27 protein-coding genes and 1 riboswitch are annotated in these 26456 nt (G+C 52.7%); of the genes, 22 read left to right on the top strand and 5 right to left on the bottom strand.

Going from position 1 to position 26456, the window contains the following annotated elements; genetic code table 11:
* Positions 1-128: 128 nt before the first annotated feature.
* Positions 129-800 carry a YheC/YheD family protein gene (locus ACFPOF_RS22885; protein WP_378136967.1) on the top strand — a complete coding sequence of 224 codons (672 nt, stop codon included), beginning with the start codon at positions 129-131 and terminating at the stop codon, positions 798-800.
* A gap of 224 nt (positions 801-1024) precedes the next feature.
* A complete protein-coding gene (sda, locus tag ACFPOF_RS22880) occupies positions 1025-1219 on the top strand; it encodes a sporulation histidine kinase inhibitor Sda (protein ID WP_378136965.1) in 195 nt (64 codons plus the stop codon).
* On the opposite strand, the gene ACFPOF_RS22875 is transcribed toward sda, so the two are convergent.
* Together ACFPOF_RS22875 and ACFPOF_RS22870 are read right to left on the bottom strand one after the other, a co-directional pair.
* Positions 1216-1455: a hypothetical protein gene (locus ACFPOF_RS22875; protein WP_378136963.1), complete on the bottom strand. Its 240-nt coding sequence runs from the start codon at positions 1453-1455 to the stop codon at positions 1216-1218. The genes sda and ACFPOF_RS22875 overlap by 4 nt on opposite strands.
* Before the next feature lie 61 nt (positions 1456-1516).
* A complete protein-coding gene (locus ACFPOF_RS22870) occupies positions 1517-2518 on the bottom strand; it encodes an NAD(P)/FAD-dependent oxidoreductase (protein ID WP_378136962.1) in 1002 nt (333 codons plus the stop codon).
* Positions 2519-2757: 239 nt separating this feature from the next.
* Between ACFPOF_RS22870 and ACFPOF_RS22865 the strand changes: the two genes are divergently transcribed.
* From ACFPOF_RS22865 to aspA, 3 genes are all read left to right on the top strand, one after another.
* A complete protein-coding gene (locus ACFPOF_RS22865) occupies positions 2758-3951 on the top strand; it encodes an NAD(P)/FAD-dependent oxidoreductase (RefSeq protein WP_378136960.1) in 1194 nt (397 codons plus the stop codon).
* Positions 3951-4229 carry a hypothetical protein gene (locus ACFPOF_RS22860; protein ID WP_378136958.1) on the top strand — a complete coding sequence of 93 codons (279 nt, stop codon included), beginning with the start codon at positions 3951-3953 and terminating at the stop codon, positions 4227-4229. Before ACFPOF_RS22865 ends, ACFPOF_RS22860 begins: the two co-directional genes overlap by 1 nt.
* Positions 4230-4358: 129 nt before the next feature.
* Positions 4359-5777 carry an aspartate ammonia-lyase gene (aspA, locus tag ACFPOF_RS22855; RefSeq protein WP_378136956.1) on the top strand — a complete coding sequence of 473 codons (1419 nt, stop codon included), beginning with the start codon at positions 4359-4361 and terminating at the stop codon, positions 5775-5777.
* A gap of 71 nt (positions 5778-5848) precedes the next feature.
* On the opposite strand, the gene hemQ is transcribed toward aspA, so the two are convergent.
* Positions 5849-6598, bottom strand: a complete 750-nt coding sequence (gene hemQ, locus ACFPOF_RS22850; protein ID WP_378136954.1) for a hydrogen peroxide-dependent heme synthase — start codon at positions 6596-6598, stop codon at positions 5849-5851.
* A 236-nt stretch (positions 6599-6834) separates the two neighbouring features.
* Here hemQ and ACFPOF_RS22845 point away from each other — a divergent pair, with 236 nt between their 5' ends.
* The 9 genes from ACFPOF_RS22845 (at position 6835) to ACFPOF_RS22805 (ending at position 14562) form a co-directional block, all read left to right on the top strand.
* Positions 6835-7146 carry a YuiB family protein gene (locus ACFPOF_RS22845; RefSeq protein WP_378136952.1) on the top strand — a complete coding sequence of 104 codons (312 nt, stop codon included), beginning with the start codon at positions 6835-6837 and terminating at the stop codon, positions 7144-7146.
* Between the two features lie 41 nt (positions 7147-7187).
* Positions 7188-7601, top strand: a complete 414-nt coding sequence (locus ACFPOF_RS22840) for a GtrA family protein (RefSeq protein WP_378136950.1) — start codon at positions 7188-7190, stop codon at positions 7599-7601.
* 31 nt (positions 7602-7632) lie between these two features.
* Positions 7633-8514, top strand: coding sequence for an alpha/beta fold hydrolase (locus tag ACFPOF_RS22835; RefSeq protein WP_378136948.1), 882 nt, complete (start codon positions 7633-7635; stop codon positions 8512-8514).
* A 195-nt stretch (positions 8515-8709) separates the two neighbouring features.
* Positions 8710-10170: a replication initiation and membrane attachment family protein gene (locus tag ACFPOF_RS22830; RefSeq protein ID WP_378136946.1), complete on the top strand. Its 1461-nt coding sequence runs from the start codon at positions 8710-8712 to the stop codon at positions 10168-10170.
* Between the two features lie 36 nt (positions 10171-10206).
* Positions 10207-11157, top strand: coding sequence for an ATP-binding protein (locus ACFPOF_RS22825; protein ID WP_378136944.1), 951 nt, complete (start codon positions 10207-10209; stop codon positions 11155-11157).
* Between the two features lie 333 nt (positions 11158-11490).
* The gene (locus ACFPOF_RS22820; protein WP_378136942.1) at positions 11491-12558 is read left to right on the top strand and encodes a sulfate ABC transporter substrate-binding protein; all 1068 of its coding nucleotides are present in this window, start codon (positions 11491-11493) and stop codon (positions 12556-12558) included.
* Positions 12559-12592: 34 nt separating this feature from the next.
* On the top strand, positions 12593-13438 hold the full coding sequence (gene cysT, locus ACFPOF_RS22815; protein WP_378136940.1) for a sulfate ABC transporter permease subunit CysT: 846 nt from the start codon (positions 12593-12595) through the stop codon (positions 13436-13438).
* Between the two features lie 4 nt (positions 13439-13442).
* On the top strand, positions 13443-14321 hold the full coding sequence (gene cysW, locus ACFPOF_RS22810) for a sulfate ABC transporter permease subunit CysW (protein ID WP_378136938.1): 879 nt from the start codon (positions 13443-13445) through the stop codon (positions 14319-14321).
* A 52-nt stretch (positions 14322-14373) separates the two neighbouring features.
* Positions 14374-14562: a YezD family protein gene (locus ACFPOF_RS22805; protein ID WP_378136936.1), complete on the top strand. Its 189-nt coding sequence runs from the start codon at positions 14374-14376 to the stop codon at positions 14560-14562.
* 96 nt (positions 14563-14658) lie between these two features.
* Here the strand turns inward: ACFPOF_RS22805 and ACFPOF_RS22800 are convergent, their stop codons facing one another.
* Entirely contained in the window at positions 14659-14805 is a 147-nt protein-coding gene (locus ACFPOF_RS22800; protein WP_378136934.1) for a YqzM family protein, read from the bottom strand.
* A gap of 188 nt (positions 14806-14993) precedes the next feature.
* Between ACFPOF_RS22800 and uvrC the strand changes: the two genes are divergently transcribed.
* The 4 genes from uvrC to ACFPOF_RS22780 all read left to right on the top strand — a co-directional run bounded on the left by uvrC (position 14994) and on the right by ACFPOF_RS22780 (position 19585).
* Complete coding sequence (gene uvrC, locus ACFPOF_RS22795; RefSeq protein ID WP_378136932.1) at positions 14994-16958, top strand: excinuclease ABC subunit UvrC; 1965 nt, start codon at positions 14994-14996, stop codon at positions 16956-16958.
* A gap of 166 nt (positions 16959-17124) precedes the next feature.
* Positions 17125-17787 carry a phosphatase PAP2 family protein gene (locus ACFPOF_RS22790; protein ID WP_378136930.1) on the top strand — a complete coding sequence of 221 codons (663 nt, stop codon included), beginning with the start codon at positions 17125-17127 and terminating at the stop codon, positions 17785-17787.
* 33 nt (positions 17788-17820) lie between these two features.
* The gene (locus ACFPOF_RS22785; protein WP_378136928.1) at positions 17821-18519 is read left to right on the top strand and encodes a response regulator; all 699 of its coding nucleotides are present in this window, start codon (positions 17821-17823) and stop codon (positions 18517-18519) included.
* Entirely contained in the window at positions 18509-19585 is a 1077-nt protein-coding gene (locus ACFPOF_RS22780; protein ID WP_378136926.1) for a HAMP domain-containing sensor histidine kinase, read from the top strand. The genes ACFPOF_RS22785 and ACFPOF_RS22780 overlap by 11 nt, the downstream gene beginning before the upstream one ends.
* Here the strand turns inward: ACFPOF_RS22780 and ACFPOF_RS22775 are convergent.
* Entirely contained in the window at positions 19530-21260 is a 1731-nt protein-coding gene (locus ACFPOF_RS22775) for a CPBP family intramembrane glutamic endopeptidase (RefSeq protein WP_378136924.1), read from the bottom strand. The genes ACFPOF_RS22780 and ACFPOF_RS22775 overlap by 56 nt on opposite strands.
* A gap of 262 nt (positions 21261-21522) precedes the next feature.
* A riboswitch (cyclic di-AMP (ydaO/yuaA leader) is annotated at positions 21523-21703 on the top strand.
* Between the two features lie 71 nt (positions 21704-21774).
* On the opposite strand from ACFPOF_RS22775, the gene ACFPOF_RS22770 reads away from it, so the two are divergent.
* Genes ACFPOF_RS22770 through ACFPOF_RS22755 form a run of 4 tightly spaced genes read left to right on the top strand, consistent with a single transcriptional unit; the run spans position 21775 to position 26411 of the window.
* Positions 21775-23121: a TrkH family potassium uptake protein gene (locus ACFPOF_RS22770; RefSeq protein WP_378137127.1), complete on the top strand. Its 1347-nt coding sequence runs from the start codon at positions 21775-21777 to the stop codon at positions 23119-23121.
* A 17-nt stretch (positions 23122-23138) separates the two neighbouring features.
* Entirely contained in the window at positions 23139-24479 is a 1341-nt protein-coding gene (locus tag ACFPOF_RS22765) for a TrkH family potassium uptake protein (protein WP_378136922.1), read from the top strand.
* 13 nt (positions 24480-24492) lie between these two features.
* Positions 24493-25155 (top strand): potassium channel family protein, encoded by a 663-nt coding sequence (locus ACFPOF_RS22760; protein ID WP_378136920.1) that lies wholly within the window; start codon positions 24493-24495, stop codon positions 25153-25155.
* An 11-nt stretch (positions 25156-25166) separates the two neighbouring features.
* Complete coding sequence (locus ACFPOF_RS22755; RefSeq protein WP_378136918.1) at positions 25167-26411, top strand: cation:proton antiporter; 1245 nt, start codon at positions 25167-25169, stop codon at positions 26409-26411.
* Positions 26412-26456: the final 45 nt, after the last annotated feature.

The raw sequence follows: 26456 nt of genomic DNA, 5'->3' as shown, positions 1-26456 counted from the left end.
ATTATTAATAAGCTGTACGGCTGGCTGCCTCAAGCCGAAAAAGGCGAAAAGCATGTGGCATTGATCCAAGAACCTGTCCTCCCGGAGACGTATGTATACATATACCTTCAGGGAAGGAGTCCGACTTTATGGAAGTTACGATCAGCCGTCAGTTGGCGAGCAAGTGGTTGAAGACGAACGCTTTGCTGTCCAATCCCTATATCGCGCGTCATATTCCGGCATCAAGACTGCTGAATGCAGCGAATTTGCGCAGCATGTTGGCGGCCTACGGCATGGTCGTCGTGAAGCCGGTTAGAGGCGGGGGCGGGATCGGCGTTATCAAAATCGAGAAGTCGGGGTCTGCCTACAGGCTCTCGCATAAATCGAGCAGGCGTATGTACGCAGGCTTCGATGCCCTGATGAGAGGATTAAACGCAACCCGCAAAAAAAAACCGTATTTGATCCAGCGTGGCATCCGGTTGGCGACGATCGGCGGCAGGCCGATCGATTATCGTGTCAAATATGTAAAAGAAAACGGGATGTGGACGTACAGATCCATGCTGGGAAGATTGGCAAGACCGGGACTGTTTGTGACGAATTTGTGCCGGGGAGGCACGCAGATGCCAGCCGCGCAAGGAATCCGCAGATCGTTGTCGCCTAAGCTCGTTGGTGTGAAAAAAAAGGAAATGCGAAATTTGACGAGAGCATCGACAACGCTGCTGGAGAGCCGCTATCCGGGGATCGGCAAGTTGGGGTACGATTATGGAATCGACCGAAACGGACATATTTGGATATTGGAAGTCAATACGCGACCACAGTAAACGTCAAGAAACGACAATATTTTCTATAAAAACCACTAATCGAATATTTCGTGGCTATGAAAGTTGTTTATTATGAAATGATTGTCGACACCTGTGCATAACTTCGTCCACAATTCGCACATTGCTGACAGCGGTCTACAGCCATTTTTCAACATGTTGCCAACAGGATATGCACAGTGGGATGTGGATAATGGGGAGCTTGTCCACTATTTCAGGCTCATGCTATGATGCCTTCACGAACTTCCTATTATTATGATGAGGAAAGGGTGAAAGCGATGTTGCCTTTATTGTCCGACGATCTGTTGCTCGATGCTTATCACAACGCGGTGCGTCTGCGGCTCGAACTGGAATTCCTCCGTTTGTTGAAATCCGAGATTAGACGGCGTCGGCTCTCGTTACCCGAAGAAAGGCCAATTTAACAATGCCAAGCGGCGATTTCCGCAGTGAACGCGATCTGACAGCGGATACAGCGAACGGCATGGAGGCAGTACTCTTCGCTTGCGGATGCGATATCCGACGAGTCGAAACTTGCGCTTTCGTAGGGAGAATAGGGGCCGCTCCAATCGCTCCAACGACCTTCGTCTTCGGCGGAGGAACCGCATTTCGGACATAAGACGTCTAGGAGGCTTAACGCGTTGCAGACAGGACATAACATAAGGGCATCCTCCTCGGGGCCGGGGTTTCCGGCGATCTAAGGTAGGATGCCCTTTTGTTCGTTATATTTTCATATTGCTGCTATGGCCGGGAGACAGCTTCGCCTCGGGGTCGACATACACTTTAGCGTTGTTGATGGCGGTTGGCGCTTCGCCGAATCCAACAGCTATCAGTTTTAACTTGCCTGGGTAAGTCGTAATGTCGCCTGCGGCGAAAATGCCGGGAACGCTGCTTTCCATTCGAGAGTCGACGACGATCGAGCCTCCTTCGATGTTCAGACCCCATTCCGAGATCGGACCGAGCGAGCTGACGAAGCCGAAGTTGACGATAACAGCGTCGACTTCGTGTTCCGTTGTCGCTCCCGACTTGACGTCTGTCAGCGTCACGCGGGAGATGCTATCTTCGCCGTGTAGGGAGGTAATCTCGACAGGAGTAATTACTTTGACGGTAGATTGCATCAACAGTTCAACGCTATGCTCGTGTGCCCGGAATTTGTCTCTGCGGTGGACAAGCAGGACTTGCTCCGCAATCGGCTCCAGCATGAGCGCCCAGTCAAGAGCAGAATCGCCGCCGCCCGTCAGAAGTACCTTCTTCCCGCGGAAACGCTCCAAATCGCTTACGAAGTAATGAAGATTCGTTTTCTCGAAAGCGGCTGCTTCCGGCAATTCCAGCTTGCGCGGTTCGAAAGCGCCGACCCCCGCCGTAATGATCACGGCACGTGCATGGTGAGAGCGTTTATCGGTAACAATTTCAAAGAGGCGTTCTTCGAGTTTCGTTACCCGAAGTACTTTCTCTTCTAAATAAACATTAGATTGAAATAAAGACATTTGCGACTTCAGATTATCGACGAGCTGTTGTGCCGTCACTTTCGGGAATCCGGCAACATCGTAAATATATTTTTCCGGATATAGGGCAGCAAGCTGTCCTCCCAGTTGGGGCATGCTCTCGATCAGAGTGACGGACATTTGTCGCATGCCGCCGTAGAACGCGGCGAACATGCCTGCCGGACCTCCTCCGATAATCGCTACATCTACTGTAGTCATTGGGGCTGTGATTGGGTTCATCTGCTGTGACACCTCCGTCTATCGTCGTAGGAACCAAACGTCTTCATTATAAACTTGTGCATATGACATGGAAAGGAATTTGTAAAGATGTCCAAATTAATTCGTGATAATGAACCTTGAAAATTGTTGGAAAAGCCGATATGATCGAAATTGTAGAGCTTCATTAAGCACCTTAATGAAGGACATTGTGTGAATTTTCACAAACAAATACAAAGATATAGGATTGGATGGGATCATCGATGAGTAGCATACCGAAAATCGTTATTCTGGGTGCGGGCTATGGAGGCGTTCTGACATCTTTACGCTTGCAGAAAGAATTAAATTATAACGAAGCAGACGTTACGCTGGTTAACAAGCACGACTATCACTACATTACGACGCACCTTCACATGCCTGCGGCCGGGACGGACAATCCGGAGAACGCGCGCGTAAACATCTCCAAGCTGATCGACGAATTCAAGATCGACTTCGTGAAATCGACCGTCGTTCAAATTCGCCCGCAAGACCGCAAAGTCATTCTGGAAGACGGAACGCTTTCGTATGACTACTTGATCATCGGTCTTGGCGGCGAGCCGGAAACGTTCGGCATTCCAGGGCTTGGCGAGCATGCGATGAACATTCGCAGCATCAACTCCGTTCGCCTGATCCGCGAGCATATCGAATATCAATTCGCCCGTTACAAGCGCGAGCCTCACCGCACCGACTACTTGACGTTTGTCGTGGGCGGCGCCGGTTTTACGGGTATCGAATTTATCGGCGAATTGGCCGACCGTATCCCTGAGCTGTGCAAGCAATTCGACGTCGATCCTTCGATCGTCAAAATCGTTAACATCGAGGCGGCTCCGACGGCGCTCCCGGGCTTTGATCCGGAACTCGTCGAATACGCCATGCAAGTGTTGCAGAAGAAAGGCGTTACGTTCCGCATCGGAACGGCGATTAAAGAATGCACGCCGGACGGCGTTATCGTCGGCGAGGGCGAAGAGATCAAGTCTCAGACGGTCATCTGGACCGGTGGCGTACGCGGCAATCGTCTAATTGAGGAAGCCGGTTTCGAAACGATGCGCGGACGCGTTAAAGTCGACGAATTCCTCAGAGCGCCCGGTCACGAGAACGTCTATGTTCTTGGCGATAACTCGCTTGTCTTTAATCCGGAAGGTCGTCCATATCCGCCGACGGCGCAAATGGCGATGCAGCAAGGCGTCAACTGTGCGCACAATTTGGTCGCATCGATCCGCAACCAGCCGCTTAAGAAGTACGTATTCACGAACAAAGGCACGGTGGCTTCTCTGGGTAAAGGCGAAGCGATCGGCATCGCGTTCGGCAAGAAGTACAAAGGCCGCGTAGCCGCATGGCTGAAAAAAGCGATCGACATCCGTTACCTGTTCATTATCGGCGGCATTCCGCTTGTGCTTCGCAAAGGCAAATTCCTGTAATGAGACATTGCAGCGTTCAAGTGCGGGGACTGTTGACGCGAGATGAACTGGACCGCTATAACGCGCTGATGGAAGTGGGCTCATATTTGGAATCGCAAAGTCGGTACGACCTTGTGGCGACGGTTCAGGCAGAAGTCGACCTGCTCATTCAACCGGGAATCGAAAGGTTAAAGGAGAAAGGGCGCGCGCGGGACCGGATGACGGAAGCGTATTTGGAAGAGAAGCGCCGGGCCGAATGGGAAGCCCAGATGAACGCATTGGAAGACGAAGAAGATTAAGCCATGGCCGAATTCGTACCCTGACGGACAGGGATGCGAATTCGGCTTTTTTGCGTTTGCTGTCTGTTGTTTGGTGTACAATAAAGGCATGATTGCAGGCACAAATGCTGAATGAGAGGGGACGTTACGATGTCCGATCGTGTCGAGAAAGATTCCATAGGCAGCCATACGGTTCCCGAGACGGCGTATTACGGCATTCAGACGTTGCGGGCGCTTGAAAATTTTCCGATTACGGGAACACCCGTACACGCGGAGCTGTTCATCGCATTGGCGCACGTGAAGAAAGCTGCGACCCGCGCTAACCTGGCGATGCGATGGATGCCGGAACAGATTGCGCAAGCGATTGTCGCAGCTTCCGAAGAGGTTATCGACGGCAAGCTTGCCGAGCAATTCGTCGTCGATGCTATTCAAGGCGGGGCGGGAACGTCCATCAATATGAACATGAACGAAGTGCTTGCGAACCGGGCGCTTGAACTGATGGGGCATTCTCGGGGCGATTACTTCCATTGCAATCCGAACAATCACGTGAACATGTCGCAATCGACGAACGACGCGGTTCCGACCGCACTGCGGATTGCCGCTTATTTGCTGACGATCAAACTTCTCGATACGATGCGCGAGCTGCAATCGGAGTTCGTCCATAAAGCCGCACAGTTGGATGATGTTATTAAAATGGGCCGCACCCATCTCCAGGATGCGGTGCCGATTCGGATGGGCCAAGAGTTCGGCGCATACGCCAAAGTGCTTGGACGCGATATTGAAAGGGTCGAGCGCGCGGCGCAAAATTTGTTGTCCGTCAACATGGGCGCAACGGCCGTCGGCACCGGTTTGAACGCCTCGGTGTCGTACATCGAGAAAGTCGTGTCGTTCATGGCGGAAGATTTAGGGATTCCGCTTCGTTCAGCGGACGATCTGGTCGATGCGACGCAGAACACCGACGCGTATACGGAACTGTCAGGTTCGCTAAAAGTGTGTGCGATGAATATGAGTAAAATATGCAACGATATCCGCATGATGGCGTCCGGTCCCAAAGTCGGGCTGGCGGAAATTACGCTTCCGGCCAGACAGCCAGGGTCGTCGATTATGCCGGGCAAAGTGAATCCGGTAATGGCCGAAGTGGTGAACCAGGTCGCTTTCCAGGTGATGGGCAACGACCATACGATATGCATGGCTTCGGAAGCGGGGCAATTCGAACTGAACGTTATGGGGCCGGTCATCGCGTTTAACCTGTTGCAATCGCTGAAGATCATGCGCAATTCGTTCGATGTTTTCCGGAAGTATTTGCTTGAAGGGCTGGAAGCGAACCGAGAGCGTAACCGCGAATACGTCGACCGCAGCTTCGGCATCGTCACGGCGCTGAACCCGCACCTCGGCTACGACGTGGCGGCGCAGCTTGTGAAGGAAGCGATGGCGACCGGCTTGTCGATCAAAGAAATTATTCTAGAGCGCGGGCTGCTGACGCAAGATGAGATGGATGAAATTCTCGATCCGGTGCAAATGACGACGCCGGGAATCGCGGGAGAGCGGTTGTTAAGGGATCAAGGCTGAGCATAAATTACGGCATACAAAAAGGCAGTTTCCCACCAGTTGGAGAGGAAACTGCCTTTTTGATGTTGTAATCAACCTTCCAGCATCAACCGCACAAGCGACTCGCCGCTGAGCAGATTGCCGACGTAGAACGAGCCGAACTCGCCGTAACGCGCGCTCACTTCATCGAACCGCATTTCGTAGACGAGTTTCTTAAACTGCAACGCGTCGTCCGAGAACAGCGTGACGCTCCATTCCCAATCGTCGAAGCCGACCGAGCCGGAAATGATTTGTTTGACCTTGCCAGCATAGCCGCGTCCGATCATGCCGTGGCTTCGCATCAGCGACTTGCGCTCTTCCATCGGCAGCATGTACCAGTTATCTTGCAGATCGCGTTTCTTGTTCATCGGGTAGAAGCAAATATGTTTGCTCTTCGGTAAAATCGGCTTCAACCGCGCGACGATTTCCGGAACTTGCATCGGATCAACGCCTGGCGCCGCCATGTAGTTGCTTAGTTCGACGATACTGACATAGGAATACGCTTTGCGCAAAAATTTAGCGAAACCGGAACGGTTAAACGCGTTTTCGATCGCGTTTAGTTCTTCCAGCGTCTCGCGCAAGTGGACGAAGATCAAGTCGGCTTTCTGACCGACGATCGAATAAAGTCCGAAGCTGCCTTCTTTGCGTGTTTCGACTTCTTGCCAGTTGCCCGCCATATTCATCAATTCGTTCAGCGCGCCGTCCTGCTCCGCCGACGATGCCGCATTCCATGCTTGCCAATCGATCGTGCGCAAATCGTGAAGGACGTACCAGCCGTCCAGCGTTTGAGCTGCTTCGCTCATCGTATCACTCTCTCCCTTGTCCATTATGCTTCTCTTATTGTAGCCCAAGCGAATGGGAGGTTCAAACGGCGGGAGTAACGTCAAACCACATTTTTCGCTTGCGGGCGCCAATGTTCACAACCCGGTCACAGCCTGTGCGTTGACTGCCATCGCCGCAACTTGTAAACTGAAGATGTATATGGCTTCGGCGCGGGCTTCAAGCGACAGCGCGGAAGTATATTTTGGAGGGAAATTGAATGATCGGTGGCATTCTCGGAGGCGTGATGTTCGCGATCCTCGGCTCGCTCATTTGCCTGGTGCTCTTTTTCGGCATCGGCTTTATATTGAACATGCTGATCAAGACGACATGGTTCCCGTTCTGGGCGTTCGTCGTTGTTATGATTCCGCTCGGCATCTGGTATTTGTGGCAAAATGATTTGACCGTCGGAGAAAACATCAGATCGATGCTTGTCTCGGATCTCGTGATGATTGCGGCCGGCGCGGCCGGCGCTTACTTAAGCGGCTGGGCGATTCGCGCACTGCGGCGCGGCGGCTACAAAATGTTCTAGGACGGCGTATAGCCGCCCGAACGAAATGTGGGAGGACTTCCATGCTCCGCCTGTCGGAATTCAAAAAAATGGCGAAATACGCGTTCGTGGGCGGCTTAAACACGGGCGTCGATTTCGCCGTTTTTGTTACACTCGTCTACGCGGCGGGTTTTGGCTCTGCGTTCGCGCAAACGATATCTTACGCTGCGGGTGTCGTCAACAGCTATTTATTGAACCGGTATTGGACTTTCCAGGTGAAGACGAAGCGCTCGTATAAGGAGATTGCGCGGTTCGTCGCTATTAACATCCTATCTTTCGCCGCAGCGACTGCTGTACTGCTCGGTTTGGAGTCGCTTGGCGCGGAGTCCGCGGTCGCAAAGCTGGTGTCCGTCGGGATTTCTTTAGGCGTCAATTATGCAGGGTATCGGTTATGGGTGTTCAGGGGGATGGAAACGGAAGGCGGCAGGGCACACTAACGGGCAACGACGAAAACGCGAGGTGTTGACCGTGCCCCTCATTCACGTGAACGGTGTTGAGCTGCATTATCATTTGCAAGGAACGGGAGCGCCAATCGTTTTCTTGCATCCGCCGTGCTTAGGCAGCCGAGTATTCACCTATTTGCGAAACGACTTGTCTCGCGATCACCGGACGCTGCTGTTCGACCATCGCGGGCACGGCAGAAGCGGGACATCGCAAGCGCGTATCACGATTGCGCTGCTGGCCGAAGACACGAGAAGGCTGCTAGATGCGCTTGATATCGGACAGGCTTACTTATGCGCTTATTCTCTCGGCTCGCTCGTCGCGCTGCAGGCGCTTCTGACCCATCCGGATCGTTTTATCGGCGGTGTGCTGCTGGGCGGTTTGTCCGAAGCGACTGGCTGGCAGACAAGAATGAGGCTGAAGCTTGGCATGGCCGCGGAGAAAATCGGGGCGAGAGATTTGATTTCGCTGCCGCTTTCTTGGACACATGCGGACAATCATGAGGCGTTCTATCGGCTGCGCGGAGAAATCCGTTCCGGCGACATGCGGAAGTGGCGCGAGTACACGGAGAGCGCTTTGGCGTTCTCTACGACAGGCCGTTTGAAAGAAATTCTCCAACCGATGCTGCTCGTGTGCGGGCAGAGGGATACGGAATTCAAAGCTTACATGCATACGTTGCAGCACGAACTACCGAACTTTAGCGCCGCCTATATGACGGGCGTGAAGCGGACATTACCGATCCATGCCGCCGGTCCGCTCGGTACGTATATACGCTCTTGGGTCAGCAAGCAGGAAGATAGGCAGCGTCGTGCGAGACGGCGGCGGGAAGATGACGCAGCGGATCGCTTTGCGTTCGCCGGGTCTTTCGAACAGGACGGAGAAGATGCGGACGGGCCTTTGTATCACTAGCACTAAAAAAAGGTGATTTAACACTAGAGTCGGATTTGCTGGGCTTCGTATGGGCGATCTTTAGGCAGTAATGCCGAGAGCGCGCGGCGAAGTCTTTTTTTACATCTCTGCTCGGAAGGGGGTTTTATGCTACAATAGAACAATCATTATTTACGGAAAAGAGTTGTCGATCCCGCTATGCGCGTGTCGAATTTGATGGAATTTACGGAAACGCATCGTTACTATACGAGCCGGGATTTTGCCTTGAGCGGGCTGGATCGCAAAGTGTTCTTCTCGCTCTATCAGCCGATGATTGGTGCGGTCGCTGCGGCATTCTACTTTTTTCTCTATCATCGGATCGCGGAAGATTCGGCCGGATGCACATCGCCGGAACCGCAGCGCGGGCTGCTTCTTGGGCTTGGGCTGGAGTTGAACGCCGGGGGGCGCCAGACGGCGCTTGATGCGTCTTCCAAGCTGGAAGCGGTCGGCTTGCTGCAGACGTTCCGCAATCATAATCCGTTATCGGAAGAATCGTTGTACGAATACGTGCTTCAACGTCCGTTAGGGGCGGCCGAGTTTTTCACGAACACCCACCTGACATTGCTGCTGCGTGACAAAATTGGCAAGTCCGCATTGCTTGAGCTGCAAAACGGCTTCGCGCCGTCCCGGCCGCCAGAGTTGGCAAGGTTTGTGACGAAGGAAGAAGCGACCGTGCCGTTTTACGAGCTGTTTCGGCTCGGAAGCGCATCGATCGATCCCGATCTGGAACCGGCTTGGGCGGAGAGCGCGTCGGCGAGAGAACGGAAGCCAGCGGCGCAAGACCGGATTCGTCATAGCGAGATGCTGCTGCGTTTTCCGCGCGGCGCGGCTAACCGAGTGTACGTAGAACGGCTGAATCGGGCGCCGGAATCGTTAAAGCAATTAAACTACTTGGCCTACAAATACGACCTCGAAGTGCCGGAAATTTGCCGACTGTTGGATGAAGATGGCATGTTTGAGCACGACGGCACGCTTGCGTGGGACGAGCTTCAGCATCGGGCGAACGCCATGTACCGTCAGGATCTTAAAAGGGACGAGGAGCGGGAACGGTTTCTCGCTCGCGGCTTGGAAAAGACTTCTCCGGACTACGTAAGCAGCGTTTCTCCGTCCGAATATTTCTCTATACCGGATTCGTTTCAGGAAAAGGTGGGCGTCGAGCGTTATAACGAAATGCTTCTCCGTGAGCCTTATACACGCATGCTAGAGCGTTTTTTTCCAGGAATGGTCCCGAGTCAGTTCATATCGATATTTGAGCGAATTGACTTGAATTACAAGCTGCCGGAGCCCGTGATTAACGTACTTATCCATTATGTTTTTTCTTTGCGGCAGACTCAGAGAGTTGGTAAATCACTAGTCGATTCGATTGCCTCCAACATGTTGGCCAAAAGCATCGATACGTTCGATAAAGCTGTGAGATACGTTAGAGAGCAAGAGAAGTTAAACGAGACGCTTGAGCGCAAGCGTCGCGGGGAAGAGCCGGCAGCGAGAACGGGCGGATCGGGTACGGGATCGAATCGTCAAGGTCGGCGCAAACCGGCTATGAGCGTCGTTAAGGACGACGAGTCGGCGCCGCAAGTTACACAAGAGCAGTTGGAGCAAATGCTAGCCCGCGCTAGAGAGCGTAAAGGGAATCGATAATGTGATGCGGCCGTTCGGCCGGAGGAGGAACGCGAATTGGAATCATTGGGAGAGGCGATGCGCCGCAGTCCGTTCGCGGCAGCAGGCGATGCTGCAAATGTTGCGAATCAGGTGCTGAACGATCCGCTCGTGTTGAAGCTGCGTGATCGTTATCCGGAACTAGACGAGCATGTGCTGAAGCTGAACTTGAACAGGCTATACCAGATGACGAAAGAATACCGAAACTGCAAAGCATGTCCAGGGTTGGCTCAATGTCCGAACGATATGCAGGGTCATTCGACGGGGATCAGTTGCGAGCAGTTAAATGGCAAGTGGCAGATCAACGATTACAAAACGCCATGCTCAAAATGGCTAGCTTATGAGCAGCAGGAGCAAATTCGGCGCAGAATAACGAGTTTTTTCGTAGACGAGACGGTTCTTGGGGCGCATTACGACGAGGAAGAAATGATACACCTCGATTCGAACCGGGCTATTGCGGTCGATCTTTTGCAAGAATATGCCGATACGACGATCCGCGAAGGTTTGCAGAAGCGAGGTTTGTACTTGCAGGGCGACTTCGGCACGGGAAAGACGTATTTAGCGGGGTATTTGCTGCAGCGGCTGGCGAAGGAAGGTTTCTCAGGCGTTATCGTCTACATGCCGGAGTTCGTTGAAGATGCGAAAGCTCTCGCGTTCGACGCCGTGAAGCTGAAAGAAACGCTGACGCTCATGAAGGAAACGGATTTGCTTGTTTTCGATGACATCGGTGCGGAAAATTTAACGCCGTGGGTGCGGGATCACGTGCTCGGCGCAATATTGAACTACCGGATGAACCGCAAGCCGACCTTTTACACATCTAATCATAATTTCGATGATTTGGAGAAACATTTCAGCTTTACGCATAAGGAAGGCGAAGAGCTGCACAAAGGGCAGCGGCTCATGGACCGCGTTCGCCACTTCGTCGACGTGGTTCACGTTCGCGGACGGAATCATCGGGGAAATTCATAGACTAACGGCAACAAAGGGGCTGGACGATTGCTTATGTGCAATCGTTTAGCCTCTTTTTGTTGAACTTAAAACATTTATAATTTTTTTTTATAGTCAGTTATTGACAGCAAGCATGGTCAACTGTTAATATTTCTCCATTACCAACTAAACGGGTAGGAATTATCATTCAAATGGGATTTTAGTGTAATATTGGCGAACACCTCATCATGCGAGCACACGTCGAACCGATCTTAATCGGTTCGCGTGAACGGCGACCGGAAGGGCCAACCGGAGTCGTGCACCACAAACCAATGCATGCATTGCACAGCAATAAAAAATTGAATTTAGAGGTGCATGAAAATGAAAACATTTAAAACCCTCCGCCTGACGCTTATCACAGCCCTTATCGTATCCGTCTTAGCCGCTTGCGGCGCGAAAGACAACAAACCGGCTTCGGAGTCCGCGCCATCGACAGGGAATTCGGGCAAGTCGATCACGCTGCTGAACGTCAGCTACGACCCGACTCGCGAACTGTACGAGGAATACAACAAAAGTTTCGCCGAATATTGGAAAGAAACGACGGGCGGCACTGTCACCATCAAGCAATCCCACGGCGGCTCCGGCAAACAAGCGCGTGCGGTTATCGATGGCCTTGATGCTGACGTTGTCACTTTGGCGCTTGGATATGACATCGATGCGATTGCAGAGAAGGGCCTAATCAAGAATGACTGGCAGAAGTCATTCGAGAACAATAGCACGCCATATACTTCAACAATCGTGTTTCTCGTCCGTAAAGGCAATCCGAAAGGCATTAAAGACTGGGGCGATTTGATCAAGGACGGCATTCAAGTCATTACGCCGAATCCGAAAACGTCCGGTGGCGCGCGCTGGAACTACTTGGCCGCATGGGGATATGCGACGAAAACACTCGGTTACGACGAACCGCAGACACTTGATTTTATGAAGAAACTGTTCAAAAACGTGCCTGTACTGGACACGGGAGCGCGCGGATCGACGACAACCTTTGTCGAGAAGGGTATAGGGGACGTGCTGCTTGCGTGGGAGAACGAGGCGTACTTGGCGCTTAAGGAATTCGGAGATAAGTTCGAAATTGTCACCCCGTCGATCAGCGTACTGGCAGAACCTCCAGTCGCAGTCGTCGACAAAAATGTAGATAAGAGAGGAACGCGCGAGGCAGCCGAAGCCTACTTGAAATACTTGTATTCCGAGAAAGGCCAGGAGATCGCTGCGAAAAACTTCTACCGACCGCGCCTCCAATCGGTCGCCGACAAATTCAAGGACCAATTCAAGGACTTGAACTTGCTCACGATCGACAATGACTTCGGAGGCTGGAAAGAGGCGCAAAAGAAACACTTCGCCGACGGCGGAACGTTCGATCAAATCTACACGCCCGGTTCCTGATTAAAGGCGCGGGCCGGGGAGTTCACACGGACACATGACCATTTTCCGCAAGCAAGACCGGGTATTGCCCGGCTTATCGATAACGCTTGGGTTTTCCGTCCTTTATTTAAGTTTGATCGTTCTTATCCCGCTTGCGGCATTGGCGCTAAAATCCGCCGACCTGTCGCTTGGGGGATGGTGGGACACGGTTACCGACCCTCGGGTCGTAGCGTCCTACAGGCTCAGTTTGCTCACATCGTTTTTCGCGGCGCTTGTTAATCTGGTCTTCGGTTTGCTGCTCGCCTGGGTGCTGGTACGTTATGATTTTCCGGGCAAAAGAATCATTGACGGTTTGATCGACTTGCCGTTCGCCCTACCAACGGCGGTAGCGGGCATAGCGTTAACGACGATTTACGCGCCGAAAGGCTGGGTCGGTTCGTTGCTTGAGCCGCTTGGCATTAAAGTCGCATACACTCCGCTCGGAATAACGATTGCTCTTATCTTTATCGGCATTCCATTTGTCGTACGGACGGTTCAGCCGATTTTGCACGATATGGAATCCGATATGGAAGAAGCGGCTGTACTGCTCGGCTCTTACCGGGGAAGAACGTTTTTCAAAGTTATTTTGCCAGAACTGATTCCGCCGCTGCTGACGGGGTTCGCGCTCGCGTTTGCCCGCGGCATCGGGGAATACGGCTCGGTTGTGTTCATCTCGGGCAATATGCCGATGAAAACCGAAATCGCGCCGTTATTGATCATCACAAAACTGGAGCAGTATCAATACGGTCAAGCGGCGGCCATTGCCGTCGTGCTCCTGCTGATTTCGTTCGTGTTGCTCCTATTTATCAACGTGCTGCAACGCTGGAGCAACCGTCGGTTGCGCAGCGTGAAGGGAGGCTGAGCCGATGGCCGGAATTGTAACGAATCCCCGCGCAGGGCAAAGAAGCGGGCCGGAACGCCCGCACCTGACGGAATCGCGTGGCGTCCGGATCGCGCTGATCGGCATTGCCCTATTGTTCCTGGCGCTGATCGTTCTTCTTCCGATGGCTGCCGTCATGGCCGAGTCGCTTCGCAAAGGCTGGTCCGCCTATCTTTCGGCGTTGTCCAATCCGGAAGCGATGTCGGCGTTGAGGCTGACGCTGATAACGGCGGCGATCGCCGTGCCGCTGAACACGATTTTCGGTGTATGCGCTGCGTGGGCGATCGCTAAATTCAAGTTTCGCGGCAAAAACTTGCTCATTACGCTGATCGACTTGCCGTTCGCGGTTTCCCCGGTCGTCAGCGGCTTGATCTACGTGCTTCTATTCGGCGCGCAAGGTTTCCTTGGTCCTTGGCTTGACGATCACAATATCGATATTATTTTCGCCACGCCGGGTATTGTCCTCGCGACGATGTTCGTCACTTTTCCGTTCGTAGCCCGCGAACTGATTCCACTGATGGAAGCGCAGGGCGTGCAAGACGAAGAAGCGGCAGTCAGCTTGGGTGCTCGCGGATGGCGCGTATTTTTCAAAGTGACGTTGCCGAACATCAAGTGGGGATTGCTCTACGGCATGATTTTGTGCAACGCGAGGGCAATGGGGGAGTTCGGGGCCGTATCGGTCGTCTCCGGGCATATCCGGGGAGAGACGAACACGCTGCCGCTTCATATTGAAATATTGTACAACGAGTACCAGTTCAGTGCGGCATTCGCGGTCGCCTCCTTGCTTATGCTGCTAGCCGTCGTGACTCTCGTGCTGAAATCGCTGCTGGAAAGCCGTATGAGCCGCGAACATAAGAAGACATAACAGATGAAAAAAACAAACGATCCATAATCGTACAATTCGGGAGGACATCGAGATGGCGAAACCGGTAGAAGTGGATGAGCGTTGGCTAAGTCGTATCGCCGAGCAAGTTAACGGTTTGGAGTACGGAGAAGTAAACATTGTCGTGCACGACGGCAGAATCGTACAAATCGAACGGAAAGAACGGAAACGTTACGACGATGTCGCACGTTCCGTTAAGCCGAAGCAACAAGAGGCGAATTGACGAGGATCAGGATCGGTATGAAAACAACGATAGGCAAAAAGACCGCCGGGAGCATCGCTCCCGGCGGTCTTCTTGATTTCCGTCGTTAGACGGAAATTAGGAAATGTTAAATTTAACGACGACAGCGACCAAGAACACGATGAACATGAAGCCGAACATCGCTCCGAAGCCTACCGCAACGTCCTGGAAATCGTCGCGCGGTTCTTCATTGATGTGCTGACGGGGATCTCTTGCGTTTTCCATGGGAAGCCTCCTGACACATTCGATAACTACAGTATACCCAACATCTCTTTTTGTTGTAAAGAGTTCCCGGCATGTTACAGTGACAAGTTTGCGACAAAGACGCACAGGGCGGAAGCGACAAACGCGAAGCTGTGCTACAATGGGAGGAACGGGTGTTCTGCCCGGCAAGCGTCGGAGGAGGAGCCGAAATGGACGAACGGCATCAAATTGCCCGGACTCGGGAGCAGGCGATGGAAAACATCCGCCACAAGCTTGCATTGCTTCCGGATCAGCCGGGCTGTTATTTAATGAAAAACGACGAAGGGAAAATCATTTACGTCGGCAAAGCGAAAGTACTCAAAAATCGCGTGCGCTCCTACTTCACGGGAAGCCATGACGGCAAAACGCAAAAGCTGGTCTCGGAAATCCGCGACTTCGAATATATCGTCACAGCCAGCAACACCGAGTGCCTCATTTTGGAATGCAACTTGATCAAAGAACATTTTCCCCGGTACAACGTGTTGCTGAAGGACGATAAGTCGTTTCCGTACTTAAAAATTACGAGCGAGAAACATCCGAAGCTTGAAGTAACGAGGCGTGTCGTAAAGGATAAAGGAAAGTACTTCGGTCCTTATCCGAATGCGTTCGCCGCGCAAGAAACGAAGAAGCTACTCGATAGGTTGTACCCGCTCAGGAAATGCAATACGTTGCCGGACAAAGTTTGTTTGTATTATCATCTCGGACAATGCGTCGCGCCTTGCGAATATCCGGTCGAACAGTCCGCTTACGACGAGATGATCGGGGAAATTTCCCGCTTTCTGAACGGGGGGCACGCCGAAATCAAAAAAGAATTGCGGCGCAAAATGGAAGTGGCGGCCGAGTCGCTTGAGTTCGAACGAGCGCGGGAGTACCGGGACCAAATCGTAGCGATCGAAGCGCTCATGGAGAAGCAGACGATCAATATGTCCGATGCGATGGACAGGGACGTGTTCGGCTATTCCGTCGATAAAGGCTGGATGTGCGTGCAAATATTGTATATGCGGCACGGTAAAATGAACCAGCGACATATGTCGATGTTTCCGTACTACGGCGAAGCGTACGATGATTTTATCAGTTATGTGACGCAATATTATAGCGACAATCCCGCGCTCCCTCGCGAAGTACTGCTGCCATCGCCCCCAGATGAAGTGGAAGGAGACCAGCCGGAAGAAACTGCTCCGCTTGCAGTGGCGGAGAAACCGGCGTCGTATTCGGCCATGTCCGCAGCCGCAGCCGCGCTCAGCGAAGCGGACGAAACGCTCGAAACGCATGCGGAAGTAGGCGAAGCGGCGGAAGTCGGCGAGACGCTGCGCCGCTGGCTGAAAATCAAAGTAGCCGTGCCGCAGCGAGGCACGAAGCGACAGCTCGTCTCGATGGCGTGCGACAATTCGCGTGTCGCCTTGGCGGAGAAGTTCCGCCTGATCGAACGGGACGAATCCAGAACGGTCGGGGCGACCGAAGGACTCGCGCAGTGGGTCGGCATTCCGAGCGCAAACCGCATCGAAGCGTTCGATAACTCGAACATTCAAGGCTCGAATCCCGTGTCGGCGATGGTCGTATTCACGAACGGAAAACCGGACAAGAAGGAATACCGGAAATACAACGTCAAAACGGTGCAAGGCCCGGACGATTACGAGTCGATGAGGGAAGTCGTCCGACGCCGTTACGAGCGGGTGCTCAAAGAAGGGCTGGAGCTGCCGGACCTGATCGTAGTCGATGGCGGCAAAGGGCATATCGCTTCCGTACTTGACGTGCTGCGCAATGAGCTTGGTCTGGATGTGCCGGTGTGCGGCTTGGCAAAAGACGCAAAGCATAGAACGGCTGAGCTGCTCGTAGGCGACCCGCCGGAGGTAGTACCGCTGCCGAGAGACAGTCAGGAATTTTACTTGCTGCAGCGCATTCAAGACGAAGTGCATCGGTTCGCAATTACGTTCCACCGGGAGAAACGAGCTAAGTCGATGGTCGCTTCCCGTCTTGACGCCGTGCCGGGCATTGGGGAAAAACGCCGCAAGCAACTGCTCAGCCACTTCGGGTCGCTGAAAGCGATCAAAGAAGCGAAAGTCGATGATTTCAAGGCGATATCGATCGGCGAGGCGCTTGCCCAGCGCATTCTCGAGACGTTGAACGCGGAATGATTATGAGTTATTCCTATATGCAATATGCAATGAACCGTCGTGCCCCGTGCACGACGGTTTTATTTTTCGACGCAATCTTCATTTTTTCTTTAGAAAGTCCCCCCGGGTTTCCTTATTTTCTTCGTATACATTAGGTTTACGGATGATATGAAGGAGTGAAAGTAAGATGAAAAAGTTAAAAAAGTACCGTCATTTGTTCGCGTTGCTCGCTATTCCGCTACTGAACTTGCTTTACCTGACGCAAAATCATACCTCGAGCCGCGTGTGGTCGCTCGTAACCGAACCGGATATCGCTTTTCCGTTCGTCCCGGCGTTTGCTGTTCCCTATTTGCTTTGGTATCCGTTTTTGTTTCTCGTCCTTACTCTCGTTCTGCGCCGGAGCGTGAGGCAATATTATCGAACAATACTTGCTCTGTGCATCGGGGTTCTCGTCGCAAGTTTGACTTATTTCTTGTTCCAGACGACCGTGCCGCGCCCGACGGTCGAACCGGAAGGCTTTTTTAACGGATTGGTTTCCTTCGTATATGCTCACGACGAACCGTTTAATTGTTTTCCGAGCACTCACGTGTTGTCGAGCACGCTAATGATATACGGAGCTGTCGTCTTGGGAAGGAAAACGAGAATTGCGATTTTCTTGTTCTCGTTGACGATCATCGCATCCACGCTGTTCATCAAGCAGCACGTTATCGCCGACGTTCTGGCTGGAGTGCTTGTCGCCAAGTTTTCCTATGAATTCGCCGGCTTGCTGCTGAACCGTTTCCTCTATCGTGAGCGTCGCGAAAAGGTCGAATCTTCTATGGAAAGCGGAACGAGCGTTGGAGTAAAATAAAGGGAAAATGATATGCAATAGGAGGGGCTGACGGTGCGCCAACAAACGACTGTCCTTGTCGTCGACGACGACGCGGCGATCCGCGATGTCATACATGTCTATTTGCGCAACGATGGCTTTCGCATATTGGAAGCGAACAATGGGATGAGCGCGGTAGAAATCGTGAATGCAGAGGTCGTGGACTTGATCATTCTGGACGTCATGATGCCTGACTTGGACGGTATTAACGCTTGCCTGAAAATACGCGAAACGTCCGACATTCCCATCATCATGTTATCTGCCAAACAGGAAGAGATCGACAAGATCATAGGCTTGTCCACCGGTGCCGACGACTACGTCGCCAAACCGTTCAGTCCGCTTGAGCTGTTGGCGCGGGTAAAAGCGCAGTTGCGCCGGCAGCAACGTTCGGCGGCAAGAAACGAGCCGGACGAGTCAACGATTGACGTCGGAGACTTGCATATCGACGTCGCCCAGCATCTCGTGAAACTGAAAGGGAAGCCAATATCGTTCACGCCGCTCGAATTCGCCATTCTCGAATTGCTCGCAACCCATAGAGGGCAAGTGTTTCATGCGGATAAAATTTACGAGTGCGTCTGGAAGGAGCGAAGCGGCTTTTCGGACAATACGGTCATGGTGCATATTCGCAATATCCGCGACAAACTCGAGGACAATCCGCGGGAGCCGCGCTATATCAAGACCGTGTGGGGAGTGGGATACAAAATTGAAAAGTAATCCATGGGAGATCGCTACGGGCAGAAAAAGCATTCGCATGCAGATGATCTGGACCTTCATCGCGAGCCTTGCTGTCGGAATGCTCGTATCGACCAGCATCCCGACGGGGCTTTTGTTTGACGTGCCGATATCTGTCATCGCCTTCTTCGGTTCGTTTACGGTCACATTTCTATGGCTGACCCGCAACACGATCAGATATTTGCGTGAGCTGTCGGAAGGATTGTCCGTTATTTCTGCAGGAAATCTTCGCTATCGAATTCCCGAGACACGGAAGGACGAGCTCGGACAAGTGGCTTTTAATGTCAATACGATGGCGGAGAAACTGGAAAATCTGATCGAAAGAGAGAGGTCTGTCGAGAAGTCCAAGATGGAGCTCATTACCGGGGTGTCTCACGACCTGAGAACGCCTCTCACGAGTATTATCGGCTACTTGGATCTGCTGAAGGGAAAAGCGTACCAGGACGAAGCGGAATATGACCGCTTCGTCGGCAACACTTATGTTAAAGCACAGCAATTGCGAACGTTGATCGACGAGTTGTTCGAATACACGAGGATTACGCAAGGAGGATTGCGGCTGGAGCTTGAAGAGATTGATCTTCGGGAACTGCTGGTTCAGCTATTCGCCGAGATCGAGCCTCTGGCATCGGAGCTGCAAATCGAAATGCGAACCTCATTGCCGCCCGGGCGCATCATGGTCGCCGTAGATCCCGAACGCATTCGGCGGGCGATCGACAATCTGATCGCGAACGCTTTGAAATTTTCGATAAAGCCCGGTACGATCCGCATCGCTTTGGAAACGGACGGCAACCGGGCGGCGATTGCGATAGAGAACGAAGGCAAAGCCATTACGAAGGAACAGGAAGAACGATTGTTCGAACGTTTCTATAAGGTAGACGACGCTAGGACGCAAGACTCGCTCGAGGCGGGGGCAGGGCTTGGTTTGTCGATCGCCCGCGGCATCGTCGAACTTCACGGAGGACAACTTTCGTTCGTTCACGATAACGGCCGCTTCACGTTCCGGATCGGAATGCCGGTCGTCTTAATCGGCGGTGCAACCACCAAATGAGTATTCCGACAAGTCCCGGCATAGCGAGGCTGAAGATGCCTGCGGCGAAGTCGCCCGGCAATCCGTCGAACATCATCTGCACGCCCATCAAAACCGCATCAAGCGTGACGTGCGCGAAAATGACCGCCATAATCCCGAACCGAAGCATAAACCAGCCGAACAGAAGCGACATCAGCACAAGCTCGATAATGCGCGTATAGAACGGATAGATTGCATAACCGACGTGTCCGAGCGCCCAGAGCAAGCCGGGAGGCACGATGGCGACGAACGTGAGCGCCGATACCGTACGTCCCGACGGCTCGCGACCGATCAGTTTGCGGGCGATGCCGACGAACCATTTGCGAAACAGCGCGATACCGAAGAAACGGCTTTGCATCTCTTCCGAAATGCCAGCGCACCAGGCGAGCAGCGGCAGCAGCCACGGGAAGCTCATGTTGTACATCGACTGGGTCGCATCGGACGAAGAGAACGAGCCTGCTATATTCTCCATCGCCAGCAAAATAACGGATTGCATGCCGAGCAAAATAAAGGCTAGGAAGTAGCCGGTTCGCATGCTCGCCAGTACGCTGTCTCCATACCCCGCTTCTTGCCAGCGCGGCCAGAGCGCAAGCCCCATCGACTTCCACAGCCCGTCTCCCCCGACTGCGGAGAAATAAGTCATAACCGCCATCACGAAGTAAGTAATCAGACTGACGATAATCGTGGCCTGCTCGCCTGTGCTCGAACCGTTTTCCCAATTGCCGGCCCGAAGCCCGGGAATCATGTTAAACGTAATGCCTGCGTACAGAACGAAGAACACCGAAGCTAAGAAAATACCTCTGACGAACGATGTGCGGTCACCGTATGTGCCCGCATAAATGATCGCCAAAATAAAAAACAAAATGCTTGGCAGCAGGAATCCGAACACAGAAAGCTTGGACGACCATGTTTGCTGCGTCTTCAAGTCGTGAAGGAAATCGGTGGGCAGATCGACACCGTAACGGACGAATCCGCTCTGCCAAGGCGGGAACGCGGAAGACAAAGCGTTGTATGAAGCGGGAACTCGAACGTCGAGCTTTACGGCAGCTTTTCCGATAGCCGCTTTGCTCGAAGCGGCGGTAAAACGAACAGAACCGTCATCCTGCACATAACCGTCGGGGTTCCATTCGGCGGGATTCGCGCCCCAATATTCCGCGTATTGCAGTGCCCTGGCGACGGCACTTTGTTTGCTTTCATTTATTCCCTCTCCGGATGATGCCTGACCGGTTCTTTTTTTGGTAGGTACATGGTCCCATCCGACGAGTCGGCCTTTTACCATGTCTATATAAAGATTAAGCTTGCCGGGATATGCGGAGGAAGACAAGGATACGGCGTAGACATCGGTTGGAGCGCTGTTCGACCATGTTTTGTCGTAGGTGTCGTGCAAGCGGTACTTCGACAAGTAACCGACCGTGTCGCTGTCCGACAGATGTGTGATTTCTGCATCCGACGTCTCTTTCGGAGAGAGCCCGAATTTATTTTCCGCCCAGAAGATCGCTTTCGCTTCGGCTTCCGAACGCGTGAGCACGTTTGACGAGCCCGAGGAAAACAAGGAGCCCGCAGAGGGGAAAACCTGAATAAGCAAGAAAAGCAGGAGGCCGACTGCGGCGGCCCATACCCAGCGACGATCCAGACGCGACAGTTGTATTTCGTTCAACTAACATCTCTCCTTACGCAATAAAAGCCGAAGTAAACGCATACAGCAAGGCCGCGCGAACTTTTTCCACTATTTTCATCAAGTATCTCGCATTTTTGGCGAAAATGAAAGCAAAGACGCCGATAATCGTTGTCCGGTCGTTATATTGTGCGAATAGCTTCGTCATAATCGTTCAAATGCGTCGGTTTGACTTCAAATTGATGTTGTCCCCCTTCGGTGGAAAGAATATAATTCGGTGGTACGTTTCGTCGATGCCGATGAAACGAAAGGAAAGCCGAATTTCCGAACGATGGAAAACGGGGGAACCAACCGCTCGCGGTACAAGTTCTATTGTATTCGCGTAGACCGGGGTGAATTCCAAGCGGCCTAACCTCCGCTCGGATAGGGCAATCTGTTCGTGCCCGAACCCGACAGCTAACCTCGTAGGCTGTATGCGAACAGGGATCATGTGCGTATGTCCGAGCACTGGGATTCCAGTGCTTTTTTTGTTGCGCAGAATGAGGTGACGGGATTGATTAGAAAAGCGGTGCGGTGGCTTAGCGTGTCTCCGCCCAGAACGTTGTTGCTTGGATTCTCTATTATTATTGTTATCGGGGCGTTTCTGCTTCAGTTGCCGATTGCGACGGCGAACGGCGATAAGATCGGTTTTGTCGACGCGCTCTTCACCGCGACGTCCGCCACTTGTGTCACCGGCTTGGTTCTTTTTGATACAGGTACATATTTTTCCGCGTTCGGCCACTGGGTTATACTGATTCTCATTCAGGTTGGCGGAATCGGCTTTATGACGATGGCGACGTTGTTCGCGCTAATTCTCCGGCGGAAAATATCGCTGAAGGAACGGTTGATTTTGCAAGAGTCGCTGAACCAGGGCAGCATCGAAGGCTTGGTTAGGCTCGTACGCAAAGTCATCTTATACGCGCTTGCGTTGGAGACGGTCGGAGCGCTGCTATATACGATTCGCTTCGCTTCCGATATGCCCGTTGGCAAAGCGCTGTATCATGGCGTGTTTCATTCCATCTCGATTTTCAACAATGCCGGATTTGATTTGTCGGGCGATTTCCGAAGTTTCTCGGCTTACTCTTCCGATCTTTATATGAACATTGTTTCGATGGGGCTCATTATTTTGGGCGGTTTCGGTTTTATCGTGCTTGCCGACCTGGTTGAGGTGCCGTTCCGAAAAACACGCAAATTCTCGCTGCACACGAAAGTTGTTCTTAGTGTGAGTGCGGGATTGATCGTGCTCGGCACATTCGTCATTTTCGTGTTCGAGTTTACGAACGGTCGCTCGGTCGGAGACGACGGCTTCGGTCATAAACTGCTTTCATCGCTGTTTCAGTCTGTGACGACTCGATCCGGCGGGGTTACGACGGTCAACATATCCGAATTCAGGCAAGCGACGCAATTTTTCATCATTATTTTGATGTTTATTGGCGCCTCTCCCGGATCGACCGGAGGCGGCATCAAGACGACGACATTCGCCGTACTCGTCGGCGCGGTTCTCGCGATGATGCGCGGCAAAGAGGATGTTGTGTTATTTAAGCTCAGGCTGGCGAAAGAACGAGTGTACAAAGCCGTTACCGTTACCTTGTTCTGTATCGGCATCGTGACGCTAGGCACGATGGCGCTGGCGACAACGGAAAAAGCCGCGTTTCTAAGCATTTTGTTCGAGGCGACTTCGGCGTTCGGCACGGTAGGGCTGTCGATGGGGCTTACGGGAGAATTAACGATTCCGGGCAAACTAACGATTATTTTTCTAATGTTTATTGGCCGGTTGGGGCCGCTTACGCTTACTTATGCTCTTGGGCCGAAACCGGGCAGAGTACTGTTCCGGCATGCGGAAGGCAAAATCATAATCGGCTGACGGAGGGGAGATCGTAAATGCGCAAGTTGTTCGGTAAAATTTTGTCTTCCCCGCCTCGTATTCTCGTTCTTGGATTTGCTGCAATCGTACTCATCGGAGCGGGACTGCTCATGCTGCCGTTCGCCCATACGGGAGCAGCGCAGCCGCGGTTCATCGATACGCTGTTCACGGCAACTTCGGCGACATGCGTTACCGGTCTTGTCGTCGTCGATACAGGGACGTATTGGACAACGGCAGGACAGCTGATTATTTTGACGATGATCCAGATCGGCGGCCTTGGTTTTATGACGATGGCGACGTTGTTCGCGATTGCGCTAAAAAGACGGATCTCGCTGAAGGAAAAACTTGTTCTGCAAGAGGCGTTTAACCAGACGAGCATTGAAGGCATCATACGCCTCGTACGCAAAGTCGTTATCTATGCGCTGACGATTGAGCTCGCGGGTGCAGTATTATTCACGATTCGGTTCGCTTTCGACATGCCGTTCGGGACAGCCGTATACCGGGGCATTTTCCATGCGGTATCGTTTTTCAATAACGCAGGTTTCGATATTATGGGCGATTACCGCAGCCTGACCGATTACGTCGGCGATCCGCTCGTTAATATTGTGACCATGCTCTTAATTATTCTCGGCGGCCTCGGTTTTGTCGTACTGGCCGACCTCGTCGAAATTCGCAATCCGAAGCGCAAGCTGTCGCTGCATTCGAAAGTCGTATTGAGCATGAGCGGCGGATTGATTTTGATTGGCGCAATATTGATTTTCATATTCGAATACACGAACTCGACGATGGCTTCCTTAACCTTCGGGGAAAAGGTGCTGGCGGCATTCACGCAGTCGGTATCTCCGAGAACGGCAGGCGTCAATACAATTGATCTCGGAGCCATGAGGCAGGCAACACAGTTCGTGATGGTCATCCTTATGTTTATCGGCGCATCGCCCGGATCAACTGGCGGCGGCATCAAGACGACAACGTTCACCGCTTTGCTCGGCGCAGTTATCGCGATGGTTCGCGGCAAAGAAGACGTCGTGTTTTTCAAATACCGGCTTGCCCAGGAACGCGTATACAAAGCGCTGACGGTTACATTATTCGCATTCGGACTTGTTATATTGGCGACGATGATTTTATCGACGACGGAAGATCATCAGTTTCTGCAACTCTTGTTCGAAGTGACTTCCGCGTTCGGTACGGTCGGACTAACGCTCGGATTAACGGCAAAGCTGACGTTCGCGGGAAAAATCATCATTATTGTTATGATGTTTATCGGTCGGCTCGGGCCGCTCACGCTCACCTACGCGCTCGGACCGAAACAAGGGCGACAGTTATATCGTCACGCGGAAGGCAAAATTATAATCGGATAAGGAAGTTGACGTCATGAAGTTTAATCAGTTCGTTATTATCGGTCTCGGCCGATTCGGCTCCAGCATCGGACGCGAACTTATTCAATTGGGTTACGAGGTGCTCGGCGTCGACCGAGATGAGGAAAAAGTGCATGAGATGTCCCACGTGCTGACACATACGATCATTGCGGACGCAACCGAAGAAGAGGTGCTGAGATCGGTCGGCGCGCGCAACTTCGATTGCGGCGTCGTGGCGATCGGAGATGACATTCAAGCGAGCATTCTGGCAACGATATTGTTAAAAGAACTCGGCGTCAAGAAAGTGGTCGCCAAGGCGGTGTCCGATTTGCACGGGCGCGTGCTGCAGCGAATCGGCGTCGACCGGATCATCTATCCCGAGCGGGATATGGGTGTCCGTCTCGCGCATCAGCTCGTGTCGCCGAACTTGCTCGATTACATCGAGTTGTCCAAGCAATATACGATCGCAGAACTTCAAGTGCCAAGCTGTCTTGAGGGCAAGTCGCTCGATGATGTGAACCCGAGAGGGCGATTCGGCTGCAGCATCGTTGCAATCAACAAGCCGAAAGGCATTATTATTGCCCCTGTCGCCAAAGACGTGTTGACGACGAACGATGTAATGGTCGTCATCGGTACGAACGATCAGATCGAACAGTTCCAGCAATCAATCGGACAATAGGAGAAAACTGCATGGATAACGAAGTCGTTCAAACGGTTCACCATCTGTTGATCCTGTTTCTGATCGTCTTTGCTGCAGGCATCATAACGGGAAGACTTGCCGCATGGATCAAAGTGCCCGACGTCGTGCTTTTTATCGGTGTAGGCATGTTACTGGGACAAGGCTTGCAATGGATTACCGAAGAGAGCACTTCGCTGACGAACCAGCTTGTCCTGTCTGCGGGCTCCGCACTGATTCTGTTCGATGGCGGAAGAAACATACGCTGGCATGGGCTGAAGCAAGTGCTCGTCTCTGTAACGCTTCTAAGCACGGTCGGCGTCGTCGTGACGGCCGGTATCGTCGGTTTTGTCGCCCATGAGGCGTTCGGGTTGGACTGGATGACGGCGCTCCTGATCGGCGCAGTCATTTCCTCGACCGACCCGGCAACAATCATTCCCGTGTTCCGCCAAGTTGCCGTAAAGGCACGGCTAAGAGAGACGGTCGAAAGCGAGTCCGCGTTTAACGATGCCACGGGATCCATTCTGACGTTTGCGTTGCTCACTGCGATTTTGTCCGGGCACTCGCCGAGTTTGGGCAGCGTATCGCTCGATTTCATTAAAACAGCGCTCGGCGGCTTGGCGGTCGGATTTGTTTTGTCTGCTGCAATCGTGTATCTCGTCGGCCATGCCAAATGGGGATGGTTTCGCGACTATGCGGCGCTTTCGATGCTCTCCGCCGCCATTGCAGCTTATTTGGCGGGAGAGCTTCTGCATGTCAGCGGGCTTATGGCGACGTTCACAGCGGGGTTAGTCTGGGGCAATGCACGCTTACTCGGCGTATCGATTGACGACAAAAACGACGAAATGGGCCATGTGGCGGACAATGCATCCGTGATGATGCGGATGTTTATTTTTATTTTGCTAGGCAGTCAGGTGAATTTCTCTTTGATCGGAAATTATTTCTGGCCAGCGCTGGCCGTTGTCGCCGCGCTTGTGTTTGTTGCCAGACCGCTTACGGTTTTGTCGTCGGCATGGCCTGACAGAAGAACCCGTTGGACGGGCAAGGAGCTGCTGTTCATGTGCTGGGTTCGCGAAACCGGCGTCATTCCAGCAGCTTTGTCCGGTATGATCGTCGCAAGCGGGGTCGCTCATGCGGACAAAGTGTCGGCAGTCGTACTGCTGGCAGTCGTGTTTACCATACTGGTGCAAGCGAGCACGACAGCTTGGCTGGCGAGGATACTGGGATTAGAGGAAAATCGTTCTTCTTCCGACGAATGAAAACCCCGCATTTCGCTCACGATATAAGGGAAGTGAAATGCCGGG

This window comes from Cohnella soli (assembly GCF_042655525.1).
GTDB lineage: Bacteria > Bacillota > Bacilli > Paenibacillales > Paenibacillaceae > Cohnella > Cohnella soli.
Note: the sequence above shows the minus strand (reverse complement) of the source record. Positions and strands in the feature narration are given on the sequence as shown.

Coding starts and splice junctions, on each gene's coding strand:
- ACFPOF_RS22885 (WP_378136967.1), top strand. CDS start 129: ATGGAAGTTACGATCAGCCGTCAGTTGGCGAGCAAGTGGTTGAAGACG.
- sda (WP_378136965.1), top strand. CDS start 1,025: ATGATGCCTTCACGAACTTCCTATTATTATGATGAGGAAAGGGTGAAA.
- ACFPOF_RS22875 (WP_378136963.1), bottom strand. CDS start 1,455: ATGTTATGTCCTGTCTGCAACGCGTTAAGCCTCCTAGACGTCTTATGT.
- ACFPOF_RS22870 (WP_378136962.1), bottom strand. CDS start 2,518: ATGAACCCAATCACAGCCCCAATGACTACAGTAGATGTAGCGATTATC.
- ACFPOF_RS22865 (WP_378136960.1), top strand. CDS start 2,758: ATGAGTAGCATACCGAAAATCGTTATTCTGGGTGCGGGCTATGGAGGC.
- ACFPOF_RS22860 (WP_378136958.1), top strand. CDS start 3,951: ATGAGACATTGCAGCGTTCAAGTGCGGGGACTGTTGACGCGAGATGAA.
- aspA (WP_378136956.1), top strand. CDS start 4,359: ATGTCCGATCGTGTCGAGAAAGATTCCATAGGCAGCCATACGGTTCCC.
- hemQ (WP_378136954.1), bottom strand. CDS start 6,598: ATGAGCGAAGCAGCTCAAACGCTGGACGGCTGGTACGTCCTTCACGAT.
- ACFPOF_RS22845 (WP_378136952.1), top strand. CDS start 6,835: ATGATCGGTGGCATTCTCGGAGGCGTGATGTTCGCGATCCTCGGCTCG.
- ACFPOF_RS22840 (WP_378136950.1), top strand. CDS start 7,188: ATGCTCCGCCTGTCGGAATTCAAAAAAATGGCGAAATACGCGTTCGTG.
- ACFPOF_RS22830 (WP_378136946.1), top strand. CDS start 8,710: ATGGAATTTACGGAAACGCATCGTTACTATACGAGCCGGGATTTTGCC.
- ACFPOF_RS22820 (WP_378136942.1), top strand. CDS start 11,491: ATGAAAATGAAAACATTTAAAACCCTCCGCCTGACGCTTATCACAGCC.
- cysT (WP_378136940.1), top strand. CDS start 12,593: ATGACCATTTTCCGCAAGCAAGACCGGGTATTGCCCGGCTTATCGATA.
- cysW (WP_378136938.1), top strand. CDS start 13,443: ATGGCCGGAATTGTAACGAATCCCCGCGCAGGGCAAAGAAGCGGGCCG.
- ACFPOF_RS22805 (WP_378136936.1), top strand. CDS start 14,374: ATGGCGAAACCGGTAGAAGTGGATGAGCGTTGGCTAAGTCGTATCGCC.
- ACFPOF_RS22800 (WP_378136934.1), bottom strand. CDS start 14,805: ATGGAAAACGCAAGAGATCCCCGTCAGCACATCAATGAAGAACCGCGC.
- uvrC (WP_378136932.1), top strand. CDS start 14,994: ATGGACGAACGGCATCAAATTGCCCGGACTCGGGAGCAGGCGATGGAA.
- ACFPOF_RS22790 (WP_378136930.1), top strand. CDS start 17,125: ATGAAAAAGTTAAAAAAGTACCGTCATTTGTTCGCGTTGCTCGCTATT.
- ACFPOF_RS22765 (WP_378136922.1), top strand. CDS start 23,139: ATGCGCAAGTTGTTCGGTAAAATTTTGTCTTCCCCGCCTCGTATTCTC.
- ACFPOF_RS22760 (WP_378136920.1), top strand. CDS start 24,493: ATGAAGTTTAATCAGTTCGTTATTATCGGTCTCGGCCGATTCGGCTCC.
- ACFPOF_RS22755 (WP_378136918.1), top strand. CDS start 25,167: ATGGATAACGAAGTCGTTCAAACGGTTCACCATCTGTTGATCCTGTTT.